At 68.7% G+C, this 26889-nt stretch carries 25 protein-coding genes and 3 pseudogenes; 12 read left to right on the forward strand and 16 right to left on the reverse strand.

Annotated elements, in window-relative coordinates; genetic code table 11:
* Window positions 1-365: 365 nt before the first annotated feature.
* Window positions 366-659, reverse strand: a pseudogene (locus AB0I69_RS33290) (transposase family protein); the annotation flags it as partial.
* 436 nt (window positions 660-1095) lie between these two features.
* Between AB0I69_RS33290 and AB0I69_RS33295 the strand changes: the two are divergent.
* The 3 genes and pseudogenes from AB0I69_RS33295 (at window position 1096) to AB0I69_RS33305 (ending at window position 5570) form a co-directional block, all read left to right on the forward strand.
* Window positions 1096-2127, forward strand: a complete 1032-nt coding sequence (locus AB0I69_RS33295) for a serine hydrolase domain-containing protein (protein WP_363099458.1) — start codon at window positions 1096-1098, stop codon at window positions 2125-2127.
* A 174-nt stretch (window positions 2128-2301) separates the two neighbouring features.
* Window positions 2302-2556, forward strand: a pseudogene (locus AB0I69_RS33300) (transposase family protein); the annotation flags it as partial.
* Between the two features lie 158 nt (window positions 2557-2714).
* Window positions 2715-5570 carry a BTAD domain-containing putative transcriptional regulator gene (locus AB0I69_RS33305; RefSeq protein WP_363099459.1) on the forward strand — a complete coding sequence of 952 codons (2856 nt, stop codon included), beginning with the start codon at window positions 2715-2717 and terminating at the stop codon, window positions 5568-5570.
* 111 nt (window positions 5571-5681) lie between these two features.
* Here AB0I69_RS33305 and AB0I69_RS33310 read toward each other — a convergent pair whose 3' ends face one another.
* The 5 genes from AB0I69_RS33310 to AB0I69_RS33330 form a co-directional block, all read right to left on the reverse strand.
* Entirely contained in the window at window positions 5682-6536 is an 855-nt protein-coding gene (locus AB0I69_RS33310) for an IS5 family transposase (protein WP_363099460.1), read from the reverse strand.
* 387 nt (window positions 6537-6923) lie between these two features.
* A complete protein-coding gene (locus AB0I69_RS33315) occupies window positions 6924-8729 on the reverse strand; it encodes a RecQ family ATP-dependent DNA helicase (protein WP_363099461.1) in 1806 nt (601 codons plus the stop codon).
* A 645-nt stretch (window positions 8730-9374) separates the two neighbouring features.
* Window positions 9375-9521, reverse strand: coding sequence for a DUF6207 family protein (locus AB0I69_RS33320; protein ID WP_363099493.1), 147 nt, complete (start codon window positions 9519-9521; stop codon window positions 9375-9377).
* A 57-nt stretch (window positions 9522-9578) separates the two neighbouring features.
* Window positions 9579-10697, reverse strand: a complete 1119-nt coding sequence (locus AB0I69_RS33325; protein ID WP_363099462.1) for an acyl-CoA desaturase — start codon at window positions 10695-10697, stop codon at window positions 9579-9581.
* 7 nt (window positions 10698-10704) lie between these two features.
* The gene (locus tag AB0I69_RS33330; RefSeq protein ID WP_363099463.1) at window positions 10705-11760 is read right to left on the reverse strand and encodes a ferredoxin reductase; all 1056 of its coding nucleotides are present in this window, start codon (window positions 11758-11760) and stop codon (window positions 10705-10707) included.
* Between the two features lie 87 nt (window positions 11761-11847).
* Between AB0I69_RS33330 and AB0I69_RS33335 the strand changes: the two genes are divergently transcribed.
* Both AB0I69_RS33335 and AB0I69_RS33340 read left to right on the forward strand, forming a co-directional pair.
* A complete protein-coding gene (locus tag AB0I69_RS33335) occupies window positions 11848-12987 on the forward strand; it encodes a helix-turn-helix domain-containing protein (RefSeq protein ID WP_363099464.1) in 1140 nt (379 codons plus the stop codon).
* Window positions 12988-13546: 559 nt separating this feature from the next.
* Entirely contained in the window at window positions 13547-13885 is a 339-nt protein-coding gene (locus AB0I69_RS33340; protein ID WP_363099465.1) for a thioredoxin domain-containing protein, read from the forward strand.
* A gap of 18 nt (window positions 13886-13903) precedes the next feature.
* Here the strand turns inward: AB0I69_RS33340 and AB0I69_RS33345 are convergent, their stop codons facing one another.
* A complete protein-coding gene (locus AB0I69_RS33345) occupies window positions 13904-14242 on the reverse strand; it encodes a phosphopantetheine-binding protein (protein ID WP_363099466.1) in 339 nt (112 codons plus the stop codon).
* Window positions 14243-14797: 555 nt separating this feature from the next.
* Between AB0I69_RS33345 and AB0I69_RS33350 the strand changes: the two genes are divergently transcribed.
* Together AB0I69_RS33350 and AB0I69_RS33355 are read left to right on the forward strand one after the other, a co-directional pair.
* Complete coding sequence (locus tag AB0I69_RS33350; protein ID WP_363099467.1) at window positions 14798-14932, forward strand: hypothetical protein; 135 nt, start codon at window positions 14798-14800, stop codon at window positions 14930-14932.
* A 63-nt stretch (window positions 14933-14995) separates the two neighbouring features.
* Window positions 14996-15220 (forward strand): hypothetical protein, encoded by a 225-nt coding sequence (locus tag AB0I69_RS33355; protein WP_363099468.1) that lies wholly within the window; start codon window positions 14996-14998, stop codon window positions 15218-15220.
* A gap of 875 nt (window positions 15221-16095) precedes the next feature.
* Here AB0I69_RS33355 and AB0I69_RS33360 read toward each other — a convergent pair.
* The 6 genes from AB0I69_RS33360 to AB0I69_RS33385 all read right to left on the reverse strand — a co-directional run bounded on the left by AB0I69_RS33360 (window position 16096) and on the right by AB0I69_RS33385 (window position 23188).
* The gene (locus tag AB0I69_RS33360; protein ID WP_363099469.1) at window positions 16096-18891 is read right to left on the reverse strand and encodes an AAA family ATPase; all 2796 of its coding nucleotides are present in this window, start codon (window positions 18889-18891) and stop codon (window positions 16096-16098) included.
* A 307-nt stretch (window positions 18892-19198) separates the two neighbouring features.
* Window positions 19199-19840, reverse strand: a complete 642-nt coding sequence (locus AB0I69_RS33365) for an SDR family oxidoreductase (RefSeq protein WP_363099470.1) — start codon at window positions 19838-19840, stop codon at window positions 19199-19201.
* 192 nt (window positions 19841-20032) lie between these two features.
* Window positions 20033-20881, reverse strand: a complete 849-nt coding sequence (locus AB0I69_RS33370; RefSeq protein ID WP_363099471.1) for an enoyl-CoA hydratase/isomerase family protein — start codon at window positions 20879-20881, stop codon at window positions 20033-20035.
* A gap of 14 nt (window positions 20882-20895) precedes the next feature.
* Complete coding sequence (locus AB0I69_RS33375; protein ID WP_363099472.1) at window positions 20896-21663, reverse strand: SDR family oxidoreductase; 768 nt, start codon at window positions 21661-21663, stop codon at window positions 20896-20898.
* Between the two features lie 215 nt (window positions 21664-21878).
* Window positions 21879-22448 carry a hypothetical protein gene (locus AB0I69_RS33380; protein WP_363099473.1) on the reverse strand — a complete coding sequence of 190 codons (570 nt, stop codon included), beginning with the start codon at window positions 22446-22448 and terminating at the stop codon, window positions 21879-21881.
* 158 nt (window positions 22449-22606) lie between these two features.
* Window positions 22607-23188, reverse strand: coding sequence for an HD domain-containing protein (locus AB0I69_RS33385; RefSeq protein WP_363099474.1), 582 nt, complete (start codon window positions 23186-23188; stop codon window positions 22607-22609).
* Window positions 23189-23259: 71 nt separating this feature from the next.
* Between AB0I69_RS33385 and AB0I69_RS33390 the strand changes: the two genes are divergently transcribed.
* The 3 genes from AB0I69_RS33390 (at window position 23260) to AB0I69_RS33400 (ending at window position 23893) form a co-directional block, all read left to right on the forward strand.
* Window positions 23260-23499 carry a hypothetical protein gene (locus AB0I69_RS33390; RefSeq protein ID WP_363099475.1) on the forward strand — a complete coding sequence of 80 codons (240 nt, stop codon included), beginning with the start codon at window positions 23260-23262 and terminating at the stop codon, window positions 23497-23499.
* Window positions 23499-23669 carry a DJ-1/PfpI family protein gene (locus AB0I69_RS33395; RefSeq protein ID WP_363099476.1) on the forward strand — a complete coding sequence of 57 codons (171 nt, stop codon included), beginning with the start codon at window positions 23499-23501 and terminating at the stop codon, window positions 23667-23669. The genes AB0I69_RS33390 and AB0I69_RS33395 overlap by 1 nt, the downstream gene beginning before the upstream one ends.
* 71 nt (window positions 23670-23740) lie before the next feature.
* Window positions 23741-23893 carry a hypothetical protein gene (locus AB0I69_RS33400; protein WP_363099477.1) on the forward strand — a complete coding sequence of 51 codons (153 nt, stop codon included), beginning with the start codon at window positions 23741-23743 and terminating at the stop codon, window positions 23891-23893.
* A 275-nt stretch (window positions 23894-24168) separates the two neighbouring features.
* Here AB0I69_RS33400 and AB0I69_RS33405 read toward each other — a convergent pair whose 3' ends face one another.
* The 3 genes from AB0I69_RS33405 to AB0I69_RS33415 all read right to left on the reverse strand — a co-directional run bounded on the left by AB0I69_RS33405 (window position 24169) and on the right by AB0I69_RS33415 (window position 25593).
* A complete protein-coding gene (locus AB0I69_RS33405) occupies window positions 24169-24468 on the reverse strand; it encodes a hypothetical protein (RefSeq protein ID WP_363099478.1) in 300 nt (99 codons plus the stop codon).
* Between the two features lie 118 nt (window positions 24469-24586).
* Entirely contained in the window at window positions 24587-25249 is a 663-nt protein-coding gene (locus AB0I69_RS33410; RefSeq protein WP_363099479.1) for an HD domain-containing protein, read from the reverse strand.
* The gene (locus AB0I69_RS33415; protein WP_363099480.1) at window positions 25246-25593 is read right to left on the reverse strand and encodes a DUF6616 family protein; all 348 of its coding nucleotides are present in this window, start codon (window positions 25591-25593) and stop codon (window positions 25246-25248) included. The genes AB0I69_RS33410 and AB0I69_RS33415 overlap by 4 nt, the downstream gene beginning before the upstream one ends.
* 79 nt (window positions 25594-25672) lie before the next feature.
* Between AB0I69_RS33415 and AB0I69_RS33420 the strand changes: the two genes are divergently transcribed.
* Both AB0I69_RS33420 and AB0I69_RS33425 read left to right on the forward strand, forming a co-directional pair.
* Window positions 25673-26638: a helix-turn-helix domain-containing protein gene (locus tag AB0I69_RS33420; protein ID WP_363099481.1), complete on the forward strand. Its 966-nt coding sequence runs from the start codon at window positions 25673-25675 to the stop codon at window positions 26636-26638.
* 153 nt (window positions 26639-26791) lie between these two features.
* Window positions 26792-26889, forward strand: a pseudogene (locus tag AB0I69_RS33425) (flavodoxin family protein); the annotation flags it as partial.

The following is a 26889-nucleotide window of genomic DNA, read 5'->3' on the forward strand; positions in this document are numbered from 1 at the left end:
GCGTCCGGCCCGCCCCGTTTCCCGGCCGTCGCCGGGCAGGACCGGACAGCCGTCCCGGTACCGGCCGACACCCCGCCCGCGCCCCGACTCCGCCTGGAAGCGTTCGTAAAGCGTCACGCTTCCGTGGTGCCTTCTACGCATGCCTGACCGCCCGGCGCGACGCTTTGTTCAGGGTCGCCCGGCCGCTGGGGCCTTCCCGGAGCCGAAGCCGTTTTGCGACTCCGCGCCCTCGTCTCCAACGGCGACCTTGACACCAACTGGCGTTTCCACGCCGCCCGCGAAAACGCGCGCCCCCGCCCCCGACCAGCAGAACTACACCCTCACAGCTTGATCAGCGGCTTCATTCGAAACGAACCGCACCCACCTCAGGTTGACGTCGCCAGATGCAGGGCGAGGACGGCCTTGACCAGGTCGGTGATGCGGGTGGTGCTGCAGCGGAGCGTGCGCAGCGGGCGCCAGGACTTCAGGGGGGCCATCGTCTGCTCGCCGACCGCGCGGGTCCTGGCGTGGGAGACGTTGACGGCTTGCCGGCCTGTGGAGATGTTCTCCCAGCGGGCGCGGCAGGGGACGCGCACGATGCCGCCGGCACCCTGCTATCACTTATCGGCCCAGCAGCGCACGTCGGCCTCGGCCAGGGCGTCGATGATGCCGTGGGTGCGGTAACCGATATTCATCTTTTTCACCCCGCCTTCGGCTATCCTCCGAAGGATTCTCCAGGGCTGTGCAGGGCCCGCCGGAGCTGCCTTCGCCCCAGGGCCGGGCGACAACTCGCCGGGCGGAGTCCCGTGTTCTCCTCCCCGTTCCCCGTTCGTGCTTGACGGCCTTCCCGGGTTCTCGAAGGAGCATGAAGTGCGAGTGAATGTGCGTGTTCGACGACGCCCGCAACTGACGGGGTTTCGCGCAGTAGCAACAGTTGCGGTGTCCGCGGCCCTCGTCGTGCCCCTCGCTGCGACCCCGTCGAGTGCGAACACGGTCCGCGAGAGTGCGGCCGTCGGCCCTCGGACGCTCTCGGCGGTCCGACCGGACGGCACTGCGGAGACACGCGCTCACCTGCGGGAGTTAGCGCGGAAGTTGGTGGAAGAAGGAGTGCCTGGGGTGATCGTGCGGGTGGACGACGGTCACGGCAGGCCCATCGAGATCTCCGAGCAGGCCGCCTGGACGAAGAAGGACCATCGGCTCACGGCGGACGACGAGGTACGAGAAGCGTCCAACACCAAGACGGTGATGGCCACCCTCGTCCTGCAACTGGTCGCTGAGCACAGACTCGCCCTCACCGACCCGGTCGACAAGTGGCTGCCCGGCCAGGTGCGCAACGGCAGAGCGATCACCCTGCGCATGCTGCTCAATCACACCAGTGGGTTGTTCGACTACACCGATGACCCCGCCCTCGCACCGGCCCTCACCGGCCGGGACACCCACGTATGGACGTCGACGGAAATCCTGAGCCTGGTGAGCAGACACCCGGCACTGTTCGAGCCCGGCACCGAGTGGTCGTACAGCAACACCAACTACATCGCGATCGGCGCCGTCCTGGAGAAGGCCACCGGTAAGAACCTCGCGACGCTGGTGCGGGACCGGATCGCCGGACCCCTGGGGCTCCGGCACACCTTCTACGCCACCGGCTCCGCCTGGCACGACCGGCACGCGCACGGCTACGAACCTGACGCCGCCCACATGCCGCCGGACGTCCCCGACGAGTTCAGGAACTACGCCGGACCGCAGCACGACGACCACGTGGACGTCACCGGCGACTACGTCACGGCCGACGGAGCGGATGCCGCGATCGTGTCCACCGCCGGTGACTGGTCCCGTTTCTACGGCGCGCTGATGTCGGGCCGCCTGCTGCCCGCCGCCCAACTGGCCGAGATGCGCACCACCGTGCCGGAGGACGGGCCGGGGGACCCGGAGGAGCTCGGCTACGGGTTGGGCATCGAGACGGCGAAGACCGACTGCGGCACGGTCTGGGACCACGTCGGCATCGTCCCCGGCTATGCGACCTACAACGTCACCGATTCCACCGGCCATCGCACGGCCGCCTTCTTCTTTGCCACGTCCACTCTCACCAAGCAGGCACACCAGACCGGCGCGGCCCTGATGGACGCGGTCAACTGCGCCATCTTCGACTGACCAGCGCGTTTCCGTGGGAGCCGCCTCCGGCTCACGATGGGAAACGCTTGACTTAGCGGTTTCAACTCGGGTGATTGGGCGGCGAGTTGGCGTGGGGATGGTGTCCGGGAAGTAGGTGAAGCTCCTAGTGGATGGGTTGCCGACCAAGGTCGACCTGTCCGCCTGGAGCTTCACGTGCTCGTCCCCCCATCGGGGATCGATCTGTCCAGCTCGGCCCTGCCGGCCCTGGCCCACCTGCGGTGCGGCCACAACTATGCCCAGCTCGCAGCCGGGTTCGGCGTCGGAATCGCCACCGTCTACCACTACATCGCCGAGGCGGTCGACGCCCTGGCAGCCGTCGCCCCGGACCTCGCCGCGGCCACCCTCGCCACCGCACGCAAGGCCTTCGTCATCCTCGACGGCACCCTTCCTCCCATCGACCGGGTCGCCGTCGCTCGGGCCGGCGAAGGTGGGCGGCGGGCCGGGAGGGATCGTGACCAGCGTTCCGGCGGGCGCTGACGGGCGGTCATGTTTTGCCTATGAGGCTGTACCGGAGGATCGAATGTGAGAAAAATCTGGAGGAGTGGTGTGTGTTTTGAGGGGGTGTCATGGTTCAACTTCGATTACTTGGCCCCGTCGAGCTGGCCACGACGGGTGGAACGGCGGACGCCGGTCCACCGCAACGACGTACTGTGCTCGCCGCGTTGGCCGTGGACGCCGGTCGGCCGGTAGGGACCGATGTGCTGATCAGCCGCGTCTGGGGAGCCAACCCGCCGGAAGGAGCCCGGCGCTCGGTTCACGCGCACATCACCCGGATCCGTCATGTGTGTGACCGGTTCGGTGATGCTTCCGGGGAAGGGCTGCGACTGACGCGCCGGTCGGACGGCTACGTTCTGGAGGTCGACCGGCAACAGGTCGATGTGTATCGCTTCCAACACCTGATCGGCAGCGCCCGGGACGCCCGGGTACCGGACACCGAGCGGGCATCTCTCCTCGGTGAGGCGCTCGGTCTGTGGCGCGGCGAGCCGCTGAGCGGGCTGGACGGCTCGTGGGCCGAGCAGATGCGCCAGGCATGGCGGCGTGAGCGGGTGGACGCGACCGTCGAGTGGGCCCGTGTCCAGGCACGGCTCGGTGCTCCCGCTGCGACGATCGGCCCACTGTCCGCACTCCTCGACGATTTTCCGCTGGTCGAGCCACTGGCGGAGGCGCTGATGCGGGCGCTGCACGCCACGGGCCGAGATGCCGAGGCCCTGCTGTGCTACGCCTCCATGCAGCGGCGGCTGACGGAGGAACTGGGTACGGATCCCGGTGTGGCGCTGCGCGAGGTCCACCAGGCGATCCTCCGAGGGAACCTGCCCGGCCCCACCATGCCGCCGCGACCGGTGCCGCCTCCGCGTACCGGGCCGCAGCGGGGAGCCATGCCCGCACAACTGCCCGTCGCAGTACGCGGGTTCACCGGCCGACATGAGGAACTCGCGCGGTTGGACGCGCTCCTCGCGCCCGCACGGCCTCCGGCACCCGTGGTGATCTCCGCCGTGTCCGGCACCGGGGGAGTGGGCAAGACGACGCTGGCAGTGCACTGGGCGCACCGGGTGCGAGGGTACTTTCCCGACGGGCAGCTGTATGTCAACCTCCGGGGCTTCGATCCCGGCGGATCGGTCGGGGACCCGGCGGAGGCGGTGCGCGGATTCCTGGACGCCTTCGCCGTGCCCCCCGCCCGGATCCCTCCGGGGCTGGAGGCGCAGGCAGCCCTCTACCGGAGTCTGCTGGCCGACCGGCAGATGCTGATCGTGCTCGACAACGCACGGGATGCCGATCAGGTCCGGCCGCTGCTGCCCGGTTCGCCCGGCTGCCTGGTCCTGGTCACCAGCCGCAACCGGCTCACCAGCCTGGCCGCCGCCGAGGGCGCTCATCTGCTCGCGGTCGACGTGCTGTCCCCGGAAGAGTCCGAGTCCCTGCTGGCCGACCGTCTCGACTCCGACCGGGTCGCCGCCGAACCGGCTGCCGTCGCGGAGATCGTCTCCCGTTGCGCGGGCCTGCCGCTGGCCCTTGCCGTCCTCGCCGCCCGCGCCGCCGCGGATCCTCACATCCCGCTCGCCACACTCGCCGACGAACTGCGTGAAACCGGCAGCCGCCTCGACGCACTCGACGGAGGTGATCCCACCACACAGGTGCGAGCAGTGTTCTCCTGGTCCTACGACGCCCTCAACCCCGGTGCCGCACAGCTCTACCGACTGCTCGGGCTGCATCCCGGACCCGACATCTCCGCCCGGGCCGCCGCGAGTCTGGCCGGTGTGGCGCCCGCGCGGATTCGCGCCCTGCTCGCCGAACTGACACGTACGCATCTGCTCACCGAACACCTGCCGGGCCGATACTCCTTGCACGACCTGGTCCGCGCCTACGCCGGCGAACTCGCCCGCACCGAGGACAGCGACACCCACCGCCACCGGGCGACGCACCGCATGCTCGACCACTACCTGCACACCGCGCTCCATGCGCAATGCCTCCTCGGGCCGCCCGCAGACCGGATTCTCCCTTCTCCGGCCCTGCCTCAGGTGACCCCTGAGGAGCCAACGGACCGCGGAGAAGCCATGGCCTGGTTCACCGCGGAGCATCCGGTGCTGCTCGCAGCCCTCCACCAGGCAGCCCAGGACGGCTTCGACACCCACGTCTGGCAGCTCGCGGCGGCCCTGACGCCCTACCACCAGCGGCAAGTCCTGTGGTCCGACTGGATCGCGGCCCACACGACCGGACTGGCCGCTGCCCGTCGACTGGCCTCCCCCGCGGCGGAAGCCTGCGCTCACCGCAACATCGGCAACGCGGAGTCGACCCTGGGCCGTCCCGCAGAAGCCCGCGTCCACCTCGAACGCGCCGCGGACCTGTATGAGCAACTCGGTGACCAATCAGGCGCGGCGCACACCCACCTCGCACTCGGAATTGTCTCGACCCAGCAGAGCCGCCTCACCGAGGGACTGGAACACTCGCGGCAGGCCGTGAACGGCTTCCGCGCAGCCGGAGACCGGGCCTGGCAGGCACTGGCACTCAACAACGTCGGCTGGGACCATGCGGAGCTGGGTGAATACCGACATGCCATCGCCTGCTGCGAGCAGGCGCTGACCCTGATAGGGGACACCGGCCACGTCTCCGGTGAGGCCCACACCTGGGACACCCTCGGTTACGCCCATCACCACCTCGGCGAGCACAGTGAGGCCGCCGACTGCTACGAAAGAGCCGCGGCGCTCTTCCATGACATAGGAGACCGCTACTACGAGGCGGACATTTTCGCCCACCTCGGCGACACCCACCACGCGGCGCGAAATCCCGTTGCCGCCCGCGAAGCCTGGACCCTGTCCCTGGCGCTCTTCGAGGAACTCGACCACCCGGACGCCGCGGCACTGCGAGCCAGACTCCAACACCACCTCGGCCAGGACCCGCCCGGCACGGCGTTGCCCCCACGTGGTTGAGAATCTGTATCACATCCTCTTTTCGCAGGTCACGGGGATATGGAAGTCGGTAGTGATCCGGTTGGGCGTCGATGGTCGCTGTTCCGAACGGCAGCGGCAGCGTGCTGGTCTTCAGGCGGCTGCGAGGGCGGCCGGCAGCGCCTCGGCCTGGCGGCGAGGCCGAGCCGGACGGCGGGACATGAGGGTGATGAAGGCCCACTGGATATGGGCTTCGGCATGGGACATCAGCCGCTCATAGTCCCTCGCGTTTCGCCGGGCCCGCATCGTCCACGAGTTACTCCGCTCCACCACCCACCTCTTCGGCAGCAGAACGAAGCCCTTGGCGTCCTTGGGCCGGGGGACGACCTTGCTCGTGATGCCCAGGGTGTCCTGGGCCCAGGTGCTGAACTCCTCGCCTCCATGGCCGTTGTCCGCCCAGACCAGGACGACTTCGGGGTGTCCGGCGTGGAGGCGGGTCAGCAGGCCGCGGGCCGCATCGCGGTCCTGGACGTCGGCAGGCGTGACTAACAGGTCGACGAGCAGGCCGTCCTGGTCAACGAGGAGATGTCGCTTCCGCCCATTTATATGCTTGTTTGCGTCATATCCACGCGTCGCGCTCGACACCGTCTCCGCACCTTTGACGGACTGGGAGTCCACGATCACCCGGACCGGCCGGGCACAGCGCCGGCGGCGCAACCGCAGCCGTCGGCGGAGCTGGTCAAGGATCCGCTTGAGGACGCCGGCCTTCGCCCAGCGGGTGAAGTATCCGAACACGGTGCGCCACGGGATGCCGAAGTCGGCGGGCAGCGCGCTCCACTTCGCCGCGTTGTCGGTGATGTACCTGATGGCATCGACAACGCGGCGCCGGGGCCACTTCTCCGGGCCCCGCCCTCCGGGGTCTGGCAGGCGGGAGTCGGGCAGCAACCGTTCCAGGAGGGCCCATTCGAGGTCACTGGTGTCGGAGGGATAGCGGTAGCGGGTCAGCATGACGGCGCCGGGCCGCGACCGGTGGACGGGTCCAACTACGGGGCGGTCGCGGCCCGTTGCCTCTCGTCCTGCTCGGGGTCACTCCAGGCTGGCCAGGAGCTGAAGGGTGGATTCGATCGCACCCATCTACGCCATGACAGTGCGGACCTAGGGGTCGTCGGGGATCTTCTTCTGGTGCGGGAGGAGTATCCCGGCAATGAGGTTCTCCACCCGGTGGTGGACGGTCTCGAAGAACGCCCACATGTCGGCGGGAACCACTGCACCGCTTGTGTGCGCGCCGCATGCGCCCTCAGGCCCGCCAACTCGACCGTTCATCCGCCCGTCGAAGCGCTACGTCGTCTCAATGGCAGGGACGCCTCCCGACGCCCGGGACTCGCGGGTCCAGCATCAGCGCGATGAGTCGGGGAGCGCGACGAGCAACTGCTTGTCCGTCACCACGGCTAGCGACAGGGTGCGATAGCCGACCGACTCGAACAGGATGGTGATCTTGCCGTTGCCCTCGCTCATGACCTCGCCCTGGCCCCACTGGCCGTGGCTGACGCGGACGCCCGGCAGGTAGGCGTGGTCGTCCGTCGCTGGGCGTGCGACGGTCTCGGCCGCGCGGACGGCACCCGCAGTGGCGTCCGCGCGCGCACCGGCCTGGGGCCACCGGCGTTGACGTGCGGCCGTCTTGTTGTGCCGTCCGGCGTCCCCGGACCGCTTGCGCCTCAGCGCGCTCGCAGGCTCGGTCACCGGACCCGTGCAGTTGTCGCACGCTCCGCACGGGACGGGGACGGAGTCGCCGAAGTATCCAAGGAGGAACCGCCGCCGGCAGTCGGTTGTCTCGGAGTACCCGCGCATCATGTCGACCCGGGACTGTTCGAGCTTGAGGTGCGTGGCGTGGACGGCGAGGGCGCTCTGCACCACGGCGTCGACATCGTCGTCCGCGGAGGCGCCGACCGCGCCGAGCGCGCCGATGAAGCGGCTGCCGTCCCGTCCGGTACGGACGGCCCCGGTCTCCTCCAGCAGGTTCAGCACGGCGGACAGCGCCGTCGCGCCGAGTTCGCACTCGGCCCGGAGCCGGGTCGCGCTCACGGCGGCCGCCTCGCCGCGCAGGAGTTCGGCGACGCGGCGCAGTGCGTCGGCGTCGGGAGCGCCGGTGGCGAAGAAGCGTTGCAGGCCCAGATCCTGCGGGCGGTAGGCGAGGACAGCCCTGGCCGGTGCGCCGTCGCGGCCGGCCCGGCCGATCTCCTGGTAGTAGGCGTCGAGCGAGCCGGGGACGGACGCGTGCAGTACGAACCGTACGTTCGCCTTGTCGATGCCCATCCCGAACGCCGAAGTGGCCACGACCACGTCGAGTTGACCGGACCTGAACCGGTCCTGGGTCTGGCGGCGTTCGGCGGCGGAGAGGCCCGCGTGGTAGCTCGCGGCGGACAGTCCGAGGTCGCTCAACTGCTCGGCGTAGCTGTCCGCCGCCTTCCGCGTTCCCGCGTACAGGATTCCCGGCTTCTCCTCGACGGCCGTCCGCTCCACGACGAACCGCTCCTTGGCGGCTGCGTCCTGAAAGGTCGACACGTCCAGGTGGATGTTGGGACGGTCGAAGCCGGCCACTATCTCCACCGGGTCGTTCATGCCGAGACGTTCGGCGATGTCCCGCCGTACCGGGGCCGCCGCGTTCGCGGTCAGGGCGAGCACCGGCGGGTTGCCGAGTCGCTCGCGGGCGTGGCGCAGCCGCAGGTAGTCCGGCCGGAAGTCGTGCCCCCAGGACGACACGCAGTGTGCCTCGTCCACCACCAGCAGCCGGGGGCGGACGGCAGCGAGCCGGTCCGTGACGTCCGGCTTGGCGAGCTGCTCAGGAGCGAGGAAGACCACGTCGACCGAGGAGGCGATGATGTGGGCCCATGCCGTCTCGTTGTCGCTTCGGCGCTGCGCGGAGTTGATGGCGGCGGTGCGAAGCGCGCCGGATCCGAGCAGGCTCTGCATCTGGTCCCGCTGAAGCGCGATCAGCGGCGAGACGACCACGACCGGACCGCCGAGCAGGACCGCGGGCACCTGGTACACGGCGGACTTGCCAGCGCCGGTCGGCATGACGGCGAGTACGTCACGCCCCTTCATCACGGCCTTCATCGCGCTCAGTTGGGCCGGACGCAAGTGCTGCCAGCCGAAGACCCGACGGGCGGTGCCGCGCAGACGTCGGGACGTGAGTGCGAACATGCTTCTCCTTGAATGGTGGGCGTCCAGCCGCCGTGTGTCTGGCGGTTACCCCGGTTCGCCGCCCGCAAGAGCGCTCCGATCCGCCATTTCGAGGGTTGTGAACGCGCTTCCGTGAACCCTCGTACGCGCGAGCGGGAGATGCGGCCGACGCCTGGGTGGAGGAGCGACCCGCGGAGCAGAATCCGGACAGGCCGCGGCTTTGTGATCACCCAGTGGTACCCATTCGTCGACCAGCGATTCGGGGTGACGACTATGTAGCCGGCCGCCGGCCGCCTCAGAAAACATGCAGATCCGCGCCCGTACGAGCATGAGTGCCGGTCTGCTCGCTGCCGGGCGACGCGATCATCCGTGGACAGGCTGGTCGTTCTCCGCAGGGTGGGGCAGCCAGGAAAGGCGTGTCGTCACGCTGGTGGAACCCGAACTGGTGGTGGAAATCGGCGTCGACGTCGCCCGCGACACCTCAGGCCGGTGGCGCCACCCCGCACGCTGGCACCGTGCCCGCCCGCAGCAGCGCAGGGGCGGACACAGGGGCGGCGAGCATTGGTTGCGGCAGTGTCCATGCCACAGCCCATGCCTTCCACCCAGCCCGCCCGTCGGCAAACCGAGTGCGCGTACGCCCCCGACCACCGGCCCGACCACGGCAGGTCAGCGCACTGCAACATCTCGCCGGGGGCTGTGTGCTGAGCTCCTGGCGCACGTCCGCGGGTAGTAGCAGCGCAGTCGTACACAGGGATGCCCCGGATCCCGTGTCGTATGGTCTGCCGTCGCGGTCGCCCACCGTCCGCAACGGATCTCACCGAAACCTGCGGTGCCGCCGGTACGGCCGAAAGATCTGAACCGATACCGGGATCAGGCCGCGACGAGCTCCTGTTCGCGATCCGGTGTGTTGACCTTGGGCTTCTTGTTCGGCAGCGAGAGCCGGAAGACCTTGTGCCACGCGGAGAACACCTGCTGGGGCAGCGGGCCGGTGACGTACTCCAGCTCGTACTTCTCGAACAGTGCGCGCACCTTCACCGCGACCTCGGCGTACCGGTTGCTCGGCAGGTCCGGGAACAGGTGGTGTTCGATCTGGTGGGAGAGGTTGCCGGTCATGAAGTGCATGGCCTTGCTGCCGCTGATGTTCGCCGAGCCCATCATCTGGCGCAGGTACCACTGGCCGCGCGTCTCGCCCTTGATCGACCGGCGCTCGAAGACCTGCACGCCCTCGGGGAAGTGCCCGCACATGATCACCGAGTGGGTCCAGATGTTGCGGACCAGGTTCGCGGTGAACGTGGCGGCGAGCGTGGGGAGGAACGACGGGCCCGACAGCAGCGGGTGGATCACGTAGTCCTTGAGCACCTGCTTGCGGATCTTGCGGCCCACGGCCCTGGCCCGTGCGCGGAACTCCGGGTTCTTGCGGCGGCGCTTGTTGAGGTTCTTGCCGAGCTCCAGGTCGTACGCCGCGATGCCGTACTCGAAGAAGCAGGCGTTGATGAAGTTCCACAGCGGCTGGCCGAGGTGGAACGGGTGCCACCTCTGGTCCTCGTCGACGCGCATGATGCCGTAGCCGAGGTCGTTGTCCTTGCCGATCACGTTGGTGTACGTGTGGTGCAGCTCGTTGTGCGAGTGCTTCCACTGCTCGGACGGCGAGACGTGATCCCACTCCCAGGTGGTGGAGTGGATCTTCGGGTCCCGCATCCAGTCCCACTGTCCGTGCAGGATGTTGTGGCCGATCTCCATGTTGTCCATGATCTTCGCTACGGACAGACCGGCGGTGCCGATCAGCCACGCGGGCGGGAAGAGGGAGAACAACAGCACGCCCCTGCTGGCCAGTTCGAGCTTGCGCTGCGCTGAGATGACCTTGCGGATGTAGGCGGCGTCTTTCTCGCCGCGGCCGGCGATCACCTCGTCGCGGATCGCGTCCAGCTCGCGGCCGAGCTCATCGATCTGCTCCGCGGTCAGGTGGGCGGTGGGGTCGGTGGCGGTCAAGGTGCTCCTACCGTTCGATGTCGCAGGGGCCCGCCGCGGCGGACACGCAGGTCTGGATGAGGACGCCCGGTTCGGCCTCGGTGATCTCACCGGTACGCAGGTCGCGGACGGCGCCTGCCTTGAGCGGCGTGACGCAGCCGAAGCAGATGCCCATGCGGCACCCGGAGGGCATGAGCACGCCGGCCTCTTCGCCGATGTCCAGCAACGGCGTGGCGCCGTCCGCGTCGACGGTCTTGCCGGTGGCGCTGAACGTGACCTCGCCGCCGTCGCCGGCGACGACGATGCTGGGGCGGAAGCGTTCGGTGTGCAGGCGCTCCTGTACGCCGTGCTCGGTCCAGTGCTCCTCGGCGGCGTCGAGCAGGCCCGCGGGCCCGCAGGCCCAGGTCTCGCGCTCGGCCCAGTCGGGCACGAGCTCGTCGAGACGGGCGATGTCGAGCTGGCCGTCTGTGTCGGTGTGCACCTCGGTGAGCCGCAGCTTCTTGTCCGCGACCAGGTCGTGCAGTTCGTTGCGGAAGATCACGTCCTGCGGCCGTGGCGCGCAGTGGACCATGACGACGTCGTCGAACTCGGTGTCGCGCAGCATGCCCATCACGGGCGTGATGCCGCTGCCGGCCGTCAGGTAGAGCACCTTCGCGGCCTTGGCCTGCGGCAGCACGAAGTCACCGGTCGCCTGGTCGAGTTGGATCAGCGTGCCCGGTTTCGCTCTGCGGACCAGGTGGTTGCTGACCTTGCCGTCCTGGAGCGCCTTCACAGTGATCGTGACGCGGCCGTCCTGGCGGTTTGTCGGCGAGGTGAGGGAGTAGGCACGCCACAGGCGCACCCCGTCGACGTCGACCCCGATCCGCACGTACTGACCGGCTGTGTGGCCGCGCCAGCCCCGTCCCGGCCTGATCACGATGGTCGCGGCGTCACCCGTCTCAGGGTGCACGGCCTCGATGCGCCCCCGCAGGTCAGCTCCCGCACGCAGCGGGCTGACCAGGTCGAGGTAGTCCGACGGCAGCAGCGGCGTCGTGACCATCTCCAGCAGTTTCCACGCCCTGCTGCGGAGGGCTGTACTCGTCATGACTCCAGCTTGCTGCGCCTCAAGGCGTAAAGTCCTGACCGCAGGACGTGAATCTGGTCGGCTGAATTGTTCGCAGGGAATAGAAACATGAGCCAAGCAGTCCGGAGGGTCAGCGAACTGGCCCTGGATGAGACGACGGTCACCGCACTTCGGGCCGCGCTGAAGACCACCGCCGACGAGGTCGTCCAGGCGATCATCGACGAGGTCCCTCCCTACGCCAACGCCCTTTCGGGCCACATGGGTGCCACCATCCGCCGAGCCGTCCGCACCGCCCTGGGGCACTACCTGGACCTCGCGAGCGGGAACGCCACAGGCGGCGACGCCGGTGACGCGGCCTACGAGCTGGGCCGCGGCGAAGTGCGCGACGGCCGTTCGATGGACGCCCTGCTCAGCGCCTACCGCGTCGGCGCCCGTGTGGCCTGGCGATGCCTGGCAGCGGGTGCCGTACCCGCAGGTCTGCCCGCCGCCGAGGTCGCCAAGTTCGCCGAGCTGACCTTCGCCTACATCGACGAGCTCTCCGCCGCGAGCGCCGCGGGCCACGCCGACGAACTGGCCGCCCGGGGCAGGGACCGCGAGCGCCACCTGGAACACCTGGCCCGCGACCTCCTCGCCGGCGCGAGCCCGGACGTGCTGCTGGCCTCTGCTCAACGGGCCGGGTGGCAGCCTCCGGTTTCGCTGACCGCGGTCCTGCTGCCCGGCGCCCAGGCCAGGCCTGCGTACCGCGTGCTCGACCCGAGCACCCTCGTCCTCGACGATCTGCCGGACGCCACCGGTGTGCTGCTCGTCCCCGATGCCGACCGATCACATCTCCTGCGGCAGCTGACCGACCGCACCGCCGTGGTCGGCCCGGCCCGCCCATGGACTCGTGCGTCCGCCTCGTACGCACGAGCCGCACGTGCGCGCTCCCTCTCCTCTGCCATCCGCGACACCGAGGACCACCTGCCCGAGCTGGTGCTGAGCGCCGACGCGGACGCGTTCGCAGACCTGCGTGCCCGAGCCCTCGCACCGTTGCGGACCTTGCCTGTCGCGACCGCACGGCGGCTGGAGGAGACGCTGCGGGAGTGGCTGCTGCACCAGGGCAGGCGGGACGAGGTGGCGGCGGCGTTGTTCGTCCATCCCCAGACGGTCCGGTACCGGATGTCGCAGCTACGGGAGTTGTTTCCGGATCTCGCATCGCCAGACCGGGTCCTTGAACTGACGCTGGCGGTCGGTCTTCGGGTCAGGTGACGCGTACTTCGACCGTCCACGACCGCGTCTGCGAGCGGTCCGGGAATCGTGCCTCGTTCTTGTGCCGTCAGCTGGCTCTTGCGGCCCAGGGAAGAGCGGTATTGGCTGGCTGGACCGGGAGTTGATGTGAAGACCGGCCAAGGCCTCGGGAAGTCCGTCGGGGTGCTGTCTCTGAGAAGCGCGGTGGCAGATACGGTTCGGCTGGATCCGGTGGACGATGCGTACCGGCCCGCTCGTCGACGCGCCCGTCGAGCATCTGGTCAGCGATCTGGGCCGCTTTGCCCTGGAAAACAGCTTTCATGTCGTCGTGGAGGGCGCTGTCCTGGCGCGAGCTGACCCACGGGCGCGCGGCGGGCTGCAGCCGAGTGGCCGGCGGGGCGGCCAGGCCGGGTCACCAGGAACGGAGGGCCGGGCCGCTCGCGCCGGGGACCACCGTGGTTCTGCGACGGCCCCATGTCTCCCTTCCGACAGGTCAGCCGGACGACCGACTGGGCCGGCCTGGCACACCGCGCGAGGGATGATGGGGATGGAATGACGGACTGCGAGGTCAGGAGCTTGCATGGCGAAGCGGGTTCACCGACCCCGTGAGGACGCAGAGTTCAATTTCATCCTCGGGATGAGCGGAGTCCCGGTCCTCGCATACTTCACCGGGACATGGCCCAAGGCCATCGAACCCTGCCGCGTGATGGACCTCGTTGTGGGTGGCATCGCCGACGACTACACGGGCCGCCTGACGGCCGTCCGCGCCGACATCACCCGTTGTCCGGCCGCAACCGAGCGATACGGGATCAACGGAGCCCCGTCCTTCGTCCTGCTGAAGGAGGGAGAGGCGGTGGCGCACGGCACGGGGCCCATGACCATCACCGAGGTACGGAAGTTCCTGGACGGCCACCTCTGAGCGGAAGCAGGGCCACGTTCATGACCCGCGACTGTGCGCGATCAGGGCGGCCAGGTTCCGCAGCGACGATGCCCGAATCACCTCGGACAGGCCGAGACGGACCCCGTAGCGGCAGGCGATCTCCGCAGTGATGCGGGCGGTGGTGAGCGATCCGACGCCCAGATCCAGCAGCCCACCGTTGTCGGGGTCGGCCGGCCTCCCGAGCCAGCGCGCGACGGTGGCGAGCAGGTACGTCAAGGGGTCGTCCTCCGCGCCGCTGCCGATGTGGTCGCGCAGCAGCGCCTCGACCGCATGGCGGCCGGCCTTCCCGGCTGCGCTCAGTGGCAGGGCGTCGATTGCGACGAGCGCCGAGGGCATGATGTAGCGAGGCAGACGCTCGGCAGCCTCCGGCCGCGGCTGCCGCGGTCGAGGAGTGCAGTGGCCTCCTTGTACCAGGACTCGATGACGGCGTTGCCCCAGAAGTCGCGGCGGCCGTCGTGGACGTTCCAGCAGTACGTCTCGTGGTCCTGGCCGCCGGTGGAGTAACCGGCTTGTGCGCAGGGCGTGTTGGAGATGGGATCTGAGACGTCGAAGGCGCGCCCGTCGGTGGCCGGGACGGACTCGCTGTCGATCCCCGGCGTGGCGCCTGCCGCGCCATGAGTACCCCGGGGATGGCGTGGGTGAGCTTGCGCCGGGGTCGGCTGTGTTCGGCGCGGGTCGTCTGCCCGCAGTGCCGGGCATACGGGAGCGTTTCTCCTTGAGGGAGCGTCCGGAAGGTCACCTGTTCATGTGGTGGTGCCGGCCGCGCAGCCGTGATGCCCTCTCCTGGACACGGCCGCCCCCGTCTCTGCTGGGGGAGGACCACTCATACGCAGACGCGCTCCGTTGGCGGCGTTCCGGGGACGACGACTTCTAGTCGAAGCGGGTCACACCATGAACAGACTCGCCACCCTCTCAGCGAGCCGTAAGGGGAAGGTCTCGCGCGGGCTCGGTGCCGCCGCGGTCAGCCTGGCGATCTTCGGCGGCGCAGCCGCGGCGAACGCCGCGTCTGCTCCGGCACCCCAGTAGGCGGCCCGCACCACCGGCGGGGGCGTCACTCTCGGAGAGGTCGGTTGTGCTCCGGGCACGATCATGGTTAAGCCGTTCAATCCGGTTGAGGTGAAGCCGGTTCCGCGGAAGCCGGTCGGCGCCGGGGGCGAGGAGACCGTCGACAACCCCAACTGCAAAGACATCGCGCATGCGATTATCGGCACCTGGCGGAGCAAGGACTGCGAAACCGCGAGTCAAGATCTGACGCGGCGGCGCACCTACGTGTTCGGCAGGCATGACGTCGCCGCCATCACCTACGACCTCTAGGGTGGTGCCGGCTGCGACGAGAACGCAAAGCTCTTCACGATCACGACCCATGGGATCGTCGCATTCGTCGGTCCTTCGGCTACGGTCGCGGGGGCCTCGAACGTCCGCTTCACGTTCAACAGCCGCGCGGCCACGCCTACCACGGCCGGGCTGGGCGCGCTGCAAAAGACGTGCCCCCAATATCACTGGGCGCCGGGCGTCTCCGTGGATCTCAGCAAAGATGGTTGCGGCGCGCTCGTTCAGTCGAACACGGAGTGCCCCCGTTGAGTACGACCTCGCAGCGATCGTCGTCTCTGGCGTCGCCTACTTCGGCGATCGAAGCCACCCACTTTGCACGGAAGCCACACGACCGACGAAGCTCGCATCGTGGGGTGTCGTAAAGAAGCCATAGTCGGCCTGTCTGGGCTCGGCTTCTTGTACCGAGCTCGAGGGTATTCCGTGCGCGAGAACTCCTGGAGACCACCGACCTCCAGGTGGAGCAGATCGCCGTCCGGTGCAGCCTCAGCTGCGGCACCAACATGCGCGCCCGCTTCCGTGACACTGTCGGACACCCCACGGCATATCGCCGCGCCTCCAGCACCAAGCGGCCTGACGGCCTGGCCTTCCCCGCGACTGCCAAACCTCTCCCCGGTCCCGCATCGTCGAGACGGCAAGCACAGATCGATGCAGCCGTTGGCCGAGCGCCTGGGCGTGACAGTCAACAGCTCCAGCAGTACCCCCTCCTCCTTGGCTGAGGAGCACGCCGAGCTGCCGCGCGGAACGCTGAGATCAACTGCCGGTGTTCACGCGGCTCCTGGCCCATGATCTCGGCTCAACGCCTCTGGAAGCCCTGCGCGATGCCGACAAAGGTTGGCAACGGGGCCGCGAGAGCGGATCTACGGGCGGCGGCGGGCTGCGCTGAGTTCAGACACGCGCTCGGTCGCGGTGCGGTCGTTCCAGACGTTGGCCAGTTGCACGCGCGAGTGCACGTCGAGCTTCGCGAAGATCGAACGCAGGTGTGTTCCCACGGTGTTGGGCGACAGTCCCAGCGTGCGGGCGGCGGCCTGATTGGTCTGCCCTGCGCTGATCAGTTGCGCGACTTTCCTTTCTGCTTCGCTCAGCGCGGCCCACCCGGTACGAGGCCGCTCTAGATCGTTGATCCATTTGGAGCGGCGGATCCCGGCGCGGCGCATTACGTGCTGCAGGGCGAGTACGGATCCGCGCGCGCCCATTTGGTGGTTGATGTCCCAGGCGAGGTCGAGGTTGGCCACGCCTTCCTTTCGCTGCCCAGCGGTCAGCAGCGCCCGGCCGTAATCCTCGTAGCCGCCGGCCCTCAGCGCGGGCCGCGGGCTGCGTGCGAGTACCTCCGTGGCCCGCCGCAGGAGAGTGAGGTCCTGGCGAAGAGTGCCGCGCAGTTGCAGCGCTATTCCCTCGAAACTGGCCACACCGGGGTTGCGGGCAGCTCCCTCCTCGGCAAGGGCCACCGCGTGCTCGGCGAAGCCCAGATCGCCGGCGGCCAGGCCGAACCGGGTGAATCCCCTCAACCAGCCGGGCCACCAGGGCCAGTACGTCGGCGTCTCCTTGGCCCGGTACAACGCGGGGGACAGGACCGACATGGCCTGGTCCAGGTGGCCTTCCGCCGCGCTGATCCACCCCTGCAGAAGGTGCAGGCCCGGCAGACGGACCTCGTCGTCGGCGTCCGCATGCGTCAGGGCCGGGGCCAGACGGTTGCGGGCTCCGGCGATGTCGCCGCGCAGCAGCGCGACGGAACTTGTGATCATGACGGCCTGCAGACCGTGCGTGTGGTTGCCGAGCTCCTCGCTCAGCGCGATCAGGGTTCGGGCGGTGGAGTCGGCGTCATCGAGGCGGCCGAGGCTGAACTCCTGCCACAGCTGTGCGTACAGCACGGAGGGCAGGATCGCCTCGACCTGGTTGCGCGCATCGGCGTGGGCGGCGCTGAGTATCGTCTCGGCCTCGGCGAAGCGGTCGAGCAGTTGCAGGGCCAGTATTTCCTGAGCCAAATGCGTGTGGCCTGCGGTCGCGCGCAGTGCGCGGAAGTGGGCCAGGGCCTCGGCGTGGTGCCCGGAGTTCTTGGCTGCCTCGCCGAGAGCCTGGAGCGCCACGGTGATCGCCTCACGGTCGCCTGTGAGCCGGGCTTCGGCCAGGGCTGGTTCCGCCGCCTGCCTGGCGATGTCGGCGGGTTCCGTCCGGGTGAGGGCCAAGGCGCGCGAGGAGGCGAGCCAGGACCGCAGCGCGGGCGGCAGACCGGGCTGGGACAGTGCCGCGTCGATCCGGGTCAGGGAGTCCGCGAGCCGGCCCATCAGCCACAGGGCGCGGACGGCCAGGACCTGAATGCGTGCGGTGGCTGCGGGATCGTCGGACCAGGCCAGCAGTGTGTCGGCAACCGTGACCGCCTCGGCGCAGCGCTGGACCCGGGAGAGGATGTCGACGCAGTGTTCCCCGACGGTCAGCCAGGCGGGCTGGGCGGGACGCAGGAGCTGGAAGGCCTGGAGGGCGAGATCGCCTGCGGTGTGGGGCATGGCCGTTACGGCGGCGTCGGCGGCCTGGGTGAGGATCCTCGCGCTGGCCAGGTCCCCGGGTGTCGCGCTCGCCCGCGCGTGCGGGGCGGTGCTCAGCGGGCCGTGCCCGGTCGCCATCAGGTGTTCGGCGCAGCGCTTGTGCAGGGCGCGTCGGGCGTTGTCGGTGAGGTCGGCGTAGACCGTCTCGCGAACCAGGTCGTGCCGGAAGCTGAGGCGGTGGTCGCGGGCGGCGAGCAGACCGGACTCGACGGCCAGCTCCGCCCATGCCCACACGTGAGCGGCCGGATGCTCGGCCAGCAGTGCAGTGGCGTCATCGACCGCGAACGGCTGGCCGAACACCGCCGCGGTCTGCACCAGTTGGCGTTCGCCCGCGCCCAGGCCCAGCAGTTTTCGGCGTGTCGCGAAGACGAACTCGGCCGGGACCTGGTCCTCCGGCTCGCCCCGCGTGCGGGCCTGCGCCAGGCCGTCCAGGATCTGCGTGACCAGAAAGGGGTTGCCGCCAACTCCGTTGAGCATGCCGCGGACCTTCTCGGAGGGGGCGCTGCCGAGAAGGTCCTGCGCGAGGGCGCCGACATCGTGGGCGTCCAGCGGACCCAGGTGGATGAACTCCAGGGGGACCGAGGGGATCTCGGTTCGCGAGAGATCCGAGACCAGGCCACCAGCGGCGTCGCGCCCGGCGACGACCCACACGATGGGTGACCCGGCCAGACGCGCGGGCAGGGCCCGCACCACGAACCTGGTCAACCGGTCCGCCCACTGGGCGTCGTCGATGGCGAAGATCACAGGGGAGACGCAGGCGAGCTTCTCAAGGTGAGTGCTGACCTGCTCAAGCAGCTGAAGAGGCTGGTCGACGCTGCGCTGGAGCTCGGCCAGTGCGTCGGAGGCGATCAGAGGAGACGCACCGGAGCGCAGCGCCACCAGAAGCGGTGCGCCGGGGGAGATCTGCCCGGACTCATCGGCCTTGCCGGCCCCCGAGGCGAATCCTCGCGTCCGGGCCTGAGCGATCAGCTCCTCAAGCACCGCGGTTTTGCCGATGCCGGCTTCGCCGGTGAGGACGACAATGCCACTGCGTCCGTCCTGCTCCGTGCGCCGGACCACCGAGAGGGCCGACGACATCGCCGTCGCACGTCCCCGCAATACGGTCCTGGCCACTTCAGGCCCCTCCAGCGCCTGCGCGCCGATACCGGCGGCAGTGGCCGTAGCTCATGATCGGGGCGGGGGCCGGGTCGGACCAACGGCACGCCTTGTACATGCCTCCACCATAGTCAGTGCACACCTCCCAGGCGTGCATGCCCCGTTCCGCATCCCCGCCCTGAAGCTCCACCGACCGGCACAGCCCGACGTGCGGGGTCCCTCACCTGAACACGTGGGGGACCGCACCTCGCGGGTCGGCAAGGCTCTTGTCCTGCTGACCTGTTGAGAGCTCCCCTTCGGCTTCGGCCGTCTGCGCGTTGGGCGGTCAGAAGACGAGGTCCTCGATGCGCTCGGACCCGGAAGTGACCTCGAACTGGTGCCGAATACCGACGCCTTCGATCAGCAACCGGGCGATCAGTACCGCTACGTCGGCACGAGGAATGCTTCCGCCGCCGATCCCCTCTCCCAGCCGGACCCGCCCGGACCCCGGTCGATCATCGAGTCCGGAGGGACGCACAATGGTCCAGTCCAGCGAGCGCGCACGAAGGTTCGCATCCGCGTCGCTCTTGAGACGCAGATAGATCTGGAACGGATCGGCCGAGCCCCTGTCGAAGTAGTCGGCACCCATCGAGGAGATGAGCACGTAGCGGTTGACCGCAGCCTTTTCGGCTGCGTCGGCCAGCAGGATCGGACCGTCGCGGTCGATGGCCTCCTTCTGCCGGGTGGTGCTGCCACAGCCGGCACCCGCCGCGAACACCACCGCGTCGGCACCGGACAAGGACTCGGCAAGCGCCTGCACACTGATGGTCTCGATATCGAGCACCAGTGGCGTGCCCCCGGCCGCAATCACATTGTGCCCCTGCCGTTCGGAGCGCACCGTGCCCACCACTGTGTGGCCCTGCCGGCTCAGAAGCGCTGTCAGCAGCAGTGCAATCCGGCTGTGCCCACCGACGATGACGACCTTCATGTCTTCAACCCATTCATTACCTGTGGCGATGGATCAGGAACGGCCATGTCCGCTCCTGATCGAGGGCTCTGGCGGGCCGAGGCGACCGGCTGGACTGCCTGTACAGGGAGCCGACCGGCCGCCGATGTTCAGCGACGCACACTTCGGCAAGCACTCCTCGGGCTTGTCCGCGGCGTGCGGTCACCGGCACGTCTACTGCGCTGCTTCCGCGTCCGGGACCGCGCCCATGTGATGGCCCATCCGGATGTCGAAGTCTGCTCCGGTGGCCCGGGCGTAGGCGCGGACCCGCTGGAACCGGTCCAGGAACGCGGGGTTCTGGACCAGTGCCACCGTGGTCCTCTGGGATTCCAGCAGATCTTCGGAAGCCGGCAGAGTATGACGGTTGATCATGTTCTTTGCCGTGCCGAGCGCCATGGAGTCGAAGGTGGCGATCCGTCGTGCCAGTGCGTCCACGTAGCCAGTTAGGTCCGCGCCCGGGAGAGCCCTGTTGATCCACCCGTATTGCTCAGCAGTCACCGCGTCGAAGTCGTCCGCGCTGAGAACGATCTCCAATGCCCGTCCCCGACCCACGAAGGCCGCGAGCCGTTCGATACCCCCGCCGCCGGGGATCAGACTGCTGCCGATCTCAGGCTGCCCGAACAGAGCTGTCTCTACGGCGGCGAAGCGCATGTCGCAGGCGAGCGCGAACTCGTTTCCGCCGCCCCGGGCCCTGCCGCGGATCTCCGCGATGGAGATCACCGGTACCCGGGAGAGCCGGACCGTCATGTCCAGGAACGGCGGCAGCCCCGTCGGGCCCGGTGTGGTCGGCAGGCCGCCGCCGGAGAAGTCGTAGCGGGCGAAGAAGAAGTCCGGGTTGGCGCTGTCGAACACGACTACCCGCAAGTCGTCCGCGTCCTCCATCGCAGTGACGATGTCCTGCAACTCCGCGGCCGTCGTAGCGTTCATCAGGTTGATTGGCGGGTTGTCGAAGGTGACCCTCCAGTATCCCGGGAAGGGGACCGTGATCGTGAACTGCGTCAGGTGGGGCGTCGTGGCAGTCATAGCGGCCTTCCAGGTCAGACCGTCTGCCGGGTGGGCAGGACCGTGATCTCGGGCAGGTTCACACGGGCGGGCAGCCCCACCGCATAGGCGACCACGTCGGCGACGTCCTGAGGAGTGAGCCACTCGATCGTGTCCCGGGTGGCGGCCAGCCGTGTGCGTACGTTCTCGTCAGCGATATGGCTCTGCAACTCCGTGCCGACGATGCCCGGTTGGATCGTGGTGACCCGCACGTTCTTCGGTCCCAGTTCCGCACGCAGGTTGTTGCCCAGGTGGATCACGTAAGCCTTCGACGCCGCGTAGACCGAGAACGTCGGAAACACACCCCGGCCGGCAAACGAAGCTGTGTTCACAAGATCCGCTACACCGGTGGCCGCCGCGGAGCGCAGGAGCTGCTCGGTGAACGCGATCAGCGTGTTGTTCACCGCACTGATGTTCAGCTCGACCTGGCGGCTCCAGTCCGGTGGATTGAGGTCACCGAGCGGCGTCGGCAGCATGATGCCCGCATTGCTCACTACGATCCCGGCATCGCCGAGCTCACGGGCAATCTCGCCTGCCACCGCCGTCGTGGCCGCCGCGTCGGTGAGGTCGACCGGATAGGACGCCGCCCTGCCTCCCGACGCCGTGATGTCCTTGACGATCGCCTCAAGCCTGCCCTCACGGCGGGCAAGCAGGGCGACCGATGCACCGCGTGCAGCGAACGTCCGCGCGATCTGCTCGCCGATGCCGCTGGATGCTCCGGTCACCACAGCGACACGGCCGCTCAGTTGTGCCGAAGAGGACATGACGCACCTTTCAGGGAATGCGGGTGGAAAATTGACTCCGGACCCGGCCGCAGAACGCGAGACGGCGGCCGGATCCGGGGAGTACATGTGGGGCTGGCTGAGGCGCGGCACGATCCCGCAGACTCACCAGGCCCGTTGAATCGCGTTCCCTGCAGGCACGGACGGTGCTGCCTTGGGCCCTGCAGGGTGCAAGCGAGCGACCGGGCGGCAGACGCCTACGCCTTGCCGAGCAGTTCGCGCACGTGCTGGACGATCTCCTCGTTGGTGTAGGAGTGGCCGGCGATGCCCCAGCCTCCGGGGACCGCCTCGGTGAGGGCGACCCAGGTGCGCTCCTCCAACGTCGGGTCACCCGCGGCCTTGGCGACCAGAGCGGTGAATTCCTTGACCAGCCCGAGCTGCTGCTCGCGGTCCAGCGCGCCGGCATTGGTGGTCACGTTCACGCGCACACCGGCGCTGCCGCCGGCGGTCGAAAGGGAGTCCGGGTCCAGCTCGTGGATGAACGCGGCGGTGTTGTCGAGGAAGAAGGGGATCGCCGGCACCTTCTCCCATCGCATGATCGCCTGAGCGAGTTCCTGGGCGAGCGCATGCTTGTCGTCGAACGTCCCGGTCGGGGCGTACACGTCGATCATCGGCATGGCGATGTCCTCTCGTGAGTGGGGATTCGTGATGAAGAGACATCCTCGGGACAGGGCTTGCTCCACCCGGTTCCGGTCGGTCCGCTGGCCACAGAGCCAGGAGAGCACGATCTTCCAGCCGGACAGCCGTCCATTCAGTGCGCTGTCCATAGTGTGGGTCCACTGCCATTCCCGCTCACTCACCCAAACACGTGATAGCCCCCCCTCATGCGCCCCGTGCGGGGCCAGCCGGGCGCCGGTGATGCGTTGGCTTGCAGGCTGATGCCCTCCTCCCGTCGTGTGTACCGGCGGCCTGCCTCCGGCTCTCGTCAGCCTCCGGCTTGCCTGAGCAGTTCAGCTGCGATCGAGAAGGGCGGCGCCGCATTCGGAGACTTTCGGGCGTGCTTGACGATGGCCACCTGGAGCGAGCGGTCATCAGGCGACCGGGGGTAGGCGATACGCACGGGCTCCTGCAGTTCGGGGGAAAGCTCGGTGAAGCGACCGCCGTCGGTGAAGACGCCCTTGTGGGTCAGGTAGGTCAGCAGGCCCATGCGGTCGGCGAGGCCGAGCGAGCTGTGTAGGGCGATGGCTTCCCAGACCCGGCTGATGTCGCCGTCAGGGACCCCGTGCTCAGCCAGCAGCTTTGCGGCGAGGTCCGCGCCTTCGACCTCGAATCGGGCATTGCCCTCGGCAAGCATCCCCAGCCCGAGGTCGTGCATGACCGTGGCTGCGAACAGCAGACCCTCGTCGTATGCCGCATCGTCCAGCAGGTCTTCTTGCTGAGCAGTCAGTCGTGCGAAGTAGAAACTGCGCAGGCTGTGTTCGGCAATCTGCCTATCCACCGTCTCGTGCAGGATCGCGAGGGCTGCGTCGGGGATGTCGCCAGTCGGTACAACCAGAGGATCGTTCATGGCCCGAACCTAAGCTGCCGTCGCCGTCCGCAAAAAGTGGCCCGAGGGCCTATCTCCGCTACCATTGGGCCATGATCTCCAGTGATGGCGTGCTACCGCTTGAGCTGGGCATCGCGGCGCAGATCTTCTCGATGGACCCGGACTACGAGCTGACGGTTGCGACGTATGGGCAGGTCGTACCCGTGGCCCGCTCAGGGTTCTCCGCCACCGGTGCAGCCGGCCTTGACGCGCTCGAAAAAGCAGACACTGTCATCGTCCCGGAATACGCCGAGGTCCCGAGCGTGGCCCCTGGCCGCGCGGCGCACGGATAGTGTCCATCCGCTCCGGAGCATTCGCCCTGGCGGAGGCAGGTCTCCTCGACGGAAGGCCCGCCACGACCCATTGGCAGGTGTCCGACCAGCTGCAAAGGCGCTGTCCAAGCTTCGAGGTCCAACCGAACCGCATGTTCGTCGACGACGGCGACATCCTCACGTCGGCATGAGGGGCCGCCGGAACGCAAGGGCGCGGCTCCTGGTGGCGCCGCCCCAACGCCCCAGCGGCCAGGCGCAATACATGGGCCAGCTCCGCAGCCGGCCGAGCAGCCAGGAGCTCGCCACCGTCCGGGCCTGGATGCTCGACGGCGTGGCAGCGATGATCACCGTCGACGATCTCGTCGCACGTGCCCACATGGCTCGGCGCACCTTGGCCCGCCGCTTTCGCAATTAGACCGGGACCTCACCCATGGCGTGGCTGACCGACGCATGCATCGACCGCGCGCGAACTGCTGGAAGCCACCGCGGAGCCCATCGGGCGGATCGAGCGGATCGCGCGACTGACCGGACTCAGGAACCCGGCGTCCGTGCGCGCCGCTTTCCACAGACGTGTCGGGGTCGATGATGTCCCCCAGGACCCGGTGCTGCCCGGCGAGCGTGAACTGGCCGTCGATCAGGAGTGCTTCGCGCTCGCTCGTGATCAGGACGGACGCATTGTCCAGACCGGTGTCACCGGCGGCGCGGACGTTCTGGATCAGGGCGGACACGGGTGCGCTTTCGTTCAGCGAGTGCTGAGGGGTGGCTCCAGGCGGCGGCGGTGGTGGCCGCGTGCTGGTCCAGGGCGTGGGTGAGGTCGTCGGCCGAGGTGATCGGGCCGCCCAGGCGGTCGGTGCCGTGGGCGGTGTGTGGCAGCAGTGCCGGGTGGGCGTGGATGCCCAGACTGCGCGCTTCGAGGAGGTCGGCCTCGGCCTCGGCAAGGGTTGCGGGCGAGGCGAGCGTGGCCGCCACGCCGCCCACGGTGGCCGACATCGCGGCAGCGGCCGAGGTCGCACCGTGGAGCCAGGCACGCGCGGCTCCGCGTCTTCTTCGTCGCAGCTGCCCGCCGCAAACGGTCACGGCACCGGACCGCAGCCACCGCGAGACGTCGCTACTCCGGACGCACCAGGGCGGCGACCAGTTCGTCCAGTCCGGGGAACGGATTGTCCGGCCGGTGCTTGCGGTACACGATGTCGACGAACGACAGCGGCGCCCACTTCGAGGGCTGTTCGTCGATCTGATGGACCAACTGCGCGTGGATGTTGTTCCGCAGGTCGAGATAGGGAAACGCCTCGTGCGCCGCGTCCACTACCGCCCGGTCCACCTCCTCGATACCGAAGGCGAACATGTCGGCGCCGATACCGAAATGCGCGAGAGCGCCGACCGTGTGCTTGTGGTGCGCGATGCCCGGGGAGGTGTGCAGCGCCACCGCGTCCCAGATCTGGTCGGCGGCGGCATCGGACAGGCCGTGTTCCCGCGCGAATCGAGCGGCCCGGAACGCACCGTCCACCTCGAACCGGTTCGGCCCCTGCCCCTCGTCGGTCAGACCGATGTCGTGCAGCACCGTGGCGAGGAAGAGCGTCTCGTCGTCGTAGTCCGCGCCAGCAACGAGGTTCCTGGCGGCGGAGATACTCCGGGCATAGAAGTAGCTGCGGAAAGTGTGGTTGAGCAGCCATTCCGGGGAGTGCTCGGCAGTGAAGGCGACAGTGGCCTCCGTAGCGGCCGTGCGCGGCCATCCTCCGATCTTTTCCGGCAGATTGTCGAGCGCGCTCACTTGGCCTCAGCCCCCAGCGTCAGGTGCTCGGCGATGACCGTCTCGGCCGGCCGCAGCTCGCCCACAAGGTTGGTCTGCTCGAAGTAGGTGTACCAGCCGGAGCTCTCGACACCGCTCAGGAACACGTCGGCCACTTCCCTCGAAGGGGCCTGCCAGACCGCGAACCACTCGTAGGACGCGGAATGCGAGGCCGGTTCCACCCTGCCCCAGCCGAGCGTCACGAATCCGATCTCCGCGAGCTGCTTCATGGCTTCCTGGATCCCTGTGAACAGGTCGTTCCGCGCCTCCTCGGTGGCGGCGAAGAACGCGGGCTTCGGTGTCCAGGTCTCGACGACTACATGCATATTGCGCATCTCCTCACTAGTCATGATCGGTGTGGCATGACCAGCCTAGGAAGGCCGCTGGCCGTCGTACGATGGCCAGATGGACAAGAATCCCAAGGATCCGGCCAAGGTCGTGGTGGTGGTGCAGCCGGGCTATGTCCTGTTGGACGTGGCCGTTCCCCAGCAGGTGTTCGGCCACTGGCCGGACTACGTGACCGCCTGCTGGCCCGGCGACGCCCCCTACGCGCTGACCTTGGTGAGTGCGGTTCCCGCGGAAAACCCGCTGGTGCCCCGCGAGGTCCAGCCGCTCGACCGGCTGGAAACGGCGGACACCGTGATCGTCGCCGGAGTGCAGGACCCCACCGAGCCTCCGGACGCCGAGCTGGTCGAACGGCTGCGTGACGCGTACAACCGGGGTAGCCGTATGGTGTCGATCTGCACGGGCGCCTTCGCCCTGGCGGCGGCCGGGATCCTGGACGGCCGCAGCGCCACCACCCACTGGCACTGGGCCAGGTTGCTGCGAGACCGCCACCCGTCGGTCACGGTCCGCGAAGCGGAGCTCTACGTCGAGGACAAGGGCGTCTTCACCTCCGCGGGTGTCCTCGCCGGAACCGACCTGTGCCTGCATCTCCTGCGGCTCGACCACGGTCAGGCCGCCGCGAACACGATGGCCCGCTTCCTGGTCAGCCCGCCCCACCGCGAAGGGGGACAGGCCCAGTTCATCGAGCCCATCCCGCCCGGCGGCGACTCCGAGATCACCGAGGTGATCACCTGGATCCTGGAACACCTCGACGAGCCGCTCACTCTGGAGTCGGTCAGCCAGTACAGCCACATGAGCACACGAACCCTGCGGCGCAGATTCCGGGCCGTGACCGGAACGAGCGTCATGAACTGGGTGGCCATGCAACGCGTAGCCTGCGCGCGCGAACTCCTCGAGACCACCCGCCTCGGCATCGACGACATCGCCCACCGATGCGGCTTCGGCTCCGCGGAGTCATTGCGCATCCACTTCACCGCGATGACCAGGACCAGCCCGTCGAGATATCGCCGCACCTTCGCCGCCTGACTGCTGGCTTCCGTCTCCAACCAGAGACCCGACACAGCCGCTCACTGCCCGCCGGCGGGGAGGCATACGGCTGGCGCCCGAGAGGTTAGCTGCGGCGGCATTGGGCCGCCCCCGGGCTGTATACCTGATCATGAGCTGGTCGCCGCAACTCCGGCCGGCCAGTACGCCTATTACGGGCGGGTCGGCGGCTGTCTGATCACCGGCAACGAGGACGGCGTGAAGCACTGCGCGATGAACATCCTCTACAGCCT

The sequence above is a fragment of the Streptomyces sp. NPDC050508 genome (assembly GCF_040655155.1).
Taxonomy (GTDB): Bacteria; Actinomycetota; Actinomycetes; order Streptomycetales; family Streptomycetaceae; genus Streptomyces.

What these genes read in the sequence shown, in the direction of transcription:
- AB0I69_RS33305 (WP_363099459.1), top strand. Translation starts at nt 2,715, where the DNA reads ATGGTTCAACTTCGATTACTTGGCCCCGTCGAGCTGGCCACGACGGGT.
- AB0I69_RS33310 (WP_363099460.1), bottom strand. Translation starts at nt 6,536, where the DNA reads ATGCTGACCCGCTACCGCTATCCCTCCGACACCAGTGACCTCGAATGG.
- AB0I69_RS33315 (WP_363099461.1), bottom strand. Translation starts at nt 8,729, where the DNA reads ATGTTCGCACTCACGTCCCGACGTCTGCGCGGCACCGCCCGTCGGGTC.
- AB0I69_RS33330 (WP_363099463.1), bottom strand. Translation starts at nt 11,760, where the DNA reads ATGACGAGTACAGCCCTCCGCAGCAGGGCGTGGAAACTGCTGGAGATG.
- AB0I69_RS33335 (WP_363099464.1), top strand. Translation starts at nt 11,848, where the DNA reads ATGAGCCAAGCAGTCCGGAGGGTCAGCGAACTGGCCCTGGATGAGACG.
- AB0I69_RS33340 (WP_363099465.1), top strand. Translation starts at nt 13,547, where the DNA reads ATGGCGAAGCGGGTTCACCGACCCCGTGAGGACGCAGAGTTCAATTTC.
- AB0I69_RS33345 (WP_363099466.1), bottom strand. Translation starts at nt 14,242, where the DNA reads ATGCCCTCGGCGCTCGTCGCAATCGACGCCCTGCCACTGAGCGCAGCC.
- AB0I69_RS33350 (WP_363099467.1), top strand. Translation starts at nt 14,798, where the DNA reads ATGAACAGACTCGCCACCCTCTCAGCGAGCCGTAAGGGGAAGGTCTCG.
- AB0I69_RS33355 (WP_363099468.1), top strand. Translation starts at nt 14,996, where the DNA reads ATGGTTAAGCCGTTCAATCCGGTTGAGGTGAAGCCGGTTCCGCGGAAG.
- AB0I69_RS33365 (WP_363099470.1), bottom strand. Translation starts at nt 19,840, where the DNA reads ATGAAGGTCGTCATCGTCGGTGGGCACAGCCGGATTGCACTGCTGCTG.
- AB0I69_RS33370 (WP_363099471.1), bottom strand. Translation starts at nt 20,881, where the DNA reads ATGACTGCCACGACGCCCCACCTGACGCAGTTCACGATCACGGTCCCC.
- AB0I69_RS33375 (WP_363099472.1), bottom strand. Translation starts at nt 21,663, where the DNA reads ATGTCCTCTTCGGCACAACTGAGCGGCCGTGTCGCTGTGGTGACCGGA.
- AB0I69_RS33380 (WP_363099473.1), bottom strand. Translation starts at nt 22,448, where the DNA reads ATGGACAGCGCACTGAATGGACGGCTGTCCGGCTGGAAGATCGTGCTC.
- AB0I69_RS33385 (WP_363099474.1), bottom strand. Translation starts at nt 23,188, where the DNA reads ATGAACGATCCTCTGGTTGTACCGACTGGCGACATCCCCGACGCAGCC.
- AB0I69_RS33390 (WP_363099475.1), top strand. Translation starts at nt 23,260, where the DNA reads ATGATCTCCAGTGATGGCGTGCTACCGCTTGAGCTGGGCATCGCGGCG.
- AB0I69_RS33400 (WP_363099477.1), top strand. Translation starts at nt 23,741, where the DNA reads ATGGGCCAGCTCCGCAGCCGGCCGAGCAGCCAGGAGCTCGCCACCGTC.
- AB0I69_RS33405 (WP_363099478.1), bottom strand. Translation starts at nt 24,468, where the DNA reads ATGTCGGCCACCGTGGGCGGCGTGGCGGCCACGCTCGCCTCGCCCGCA.
- AB0I69_RS33415 (WP_363099480.1), bottom strand. Translation starts at nt 25,593, where the DNA reads ATGCATGTAGTCGTCGAGACCTGGACACCGAAGCCCGCGTTCTTCGCC.
- AB0I69_RS33420 (WP_363099481.1), top strand. Translation starts at nt 25,673, where the DNA reads ATGGACAAGAATCCCAAGGATCCGGCCAAGGTCGTGGTGGTGGTGCAG.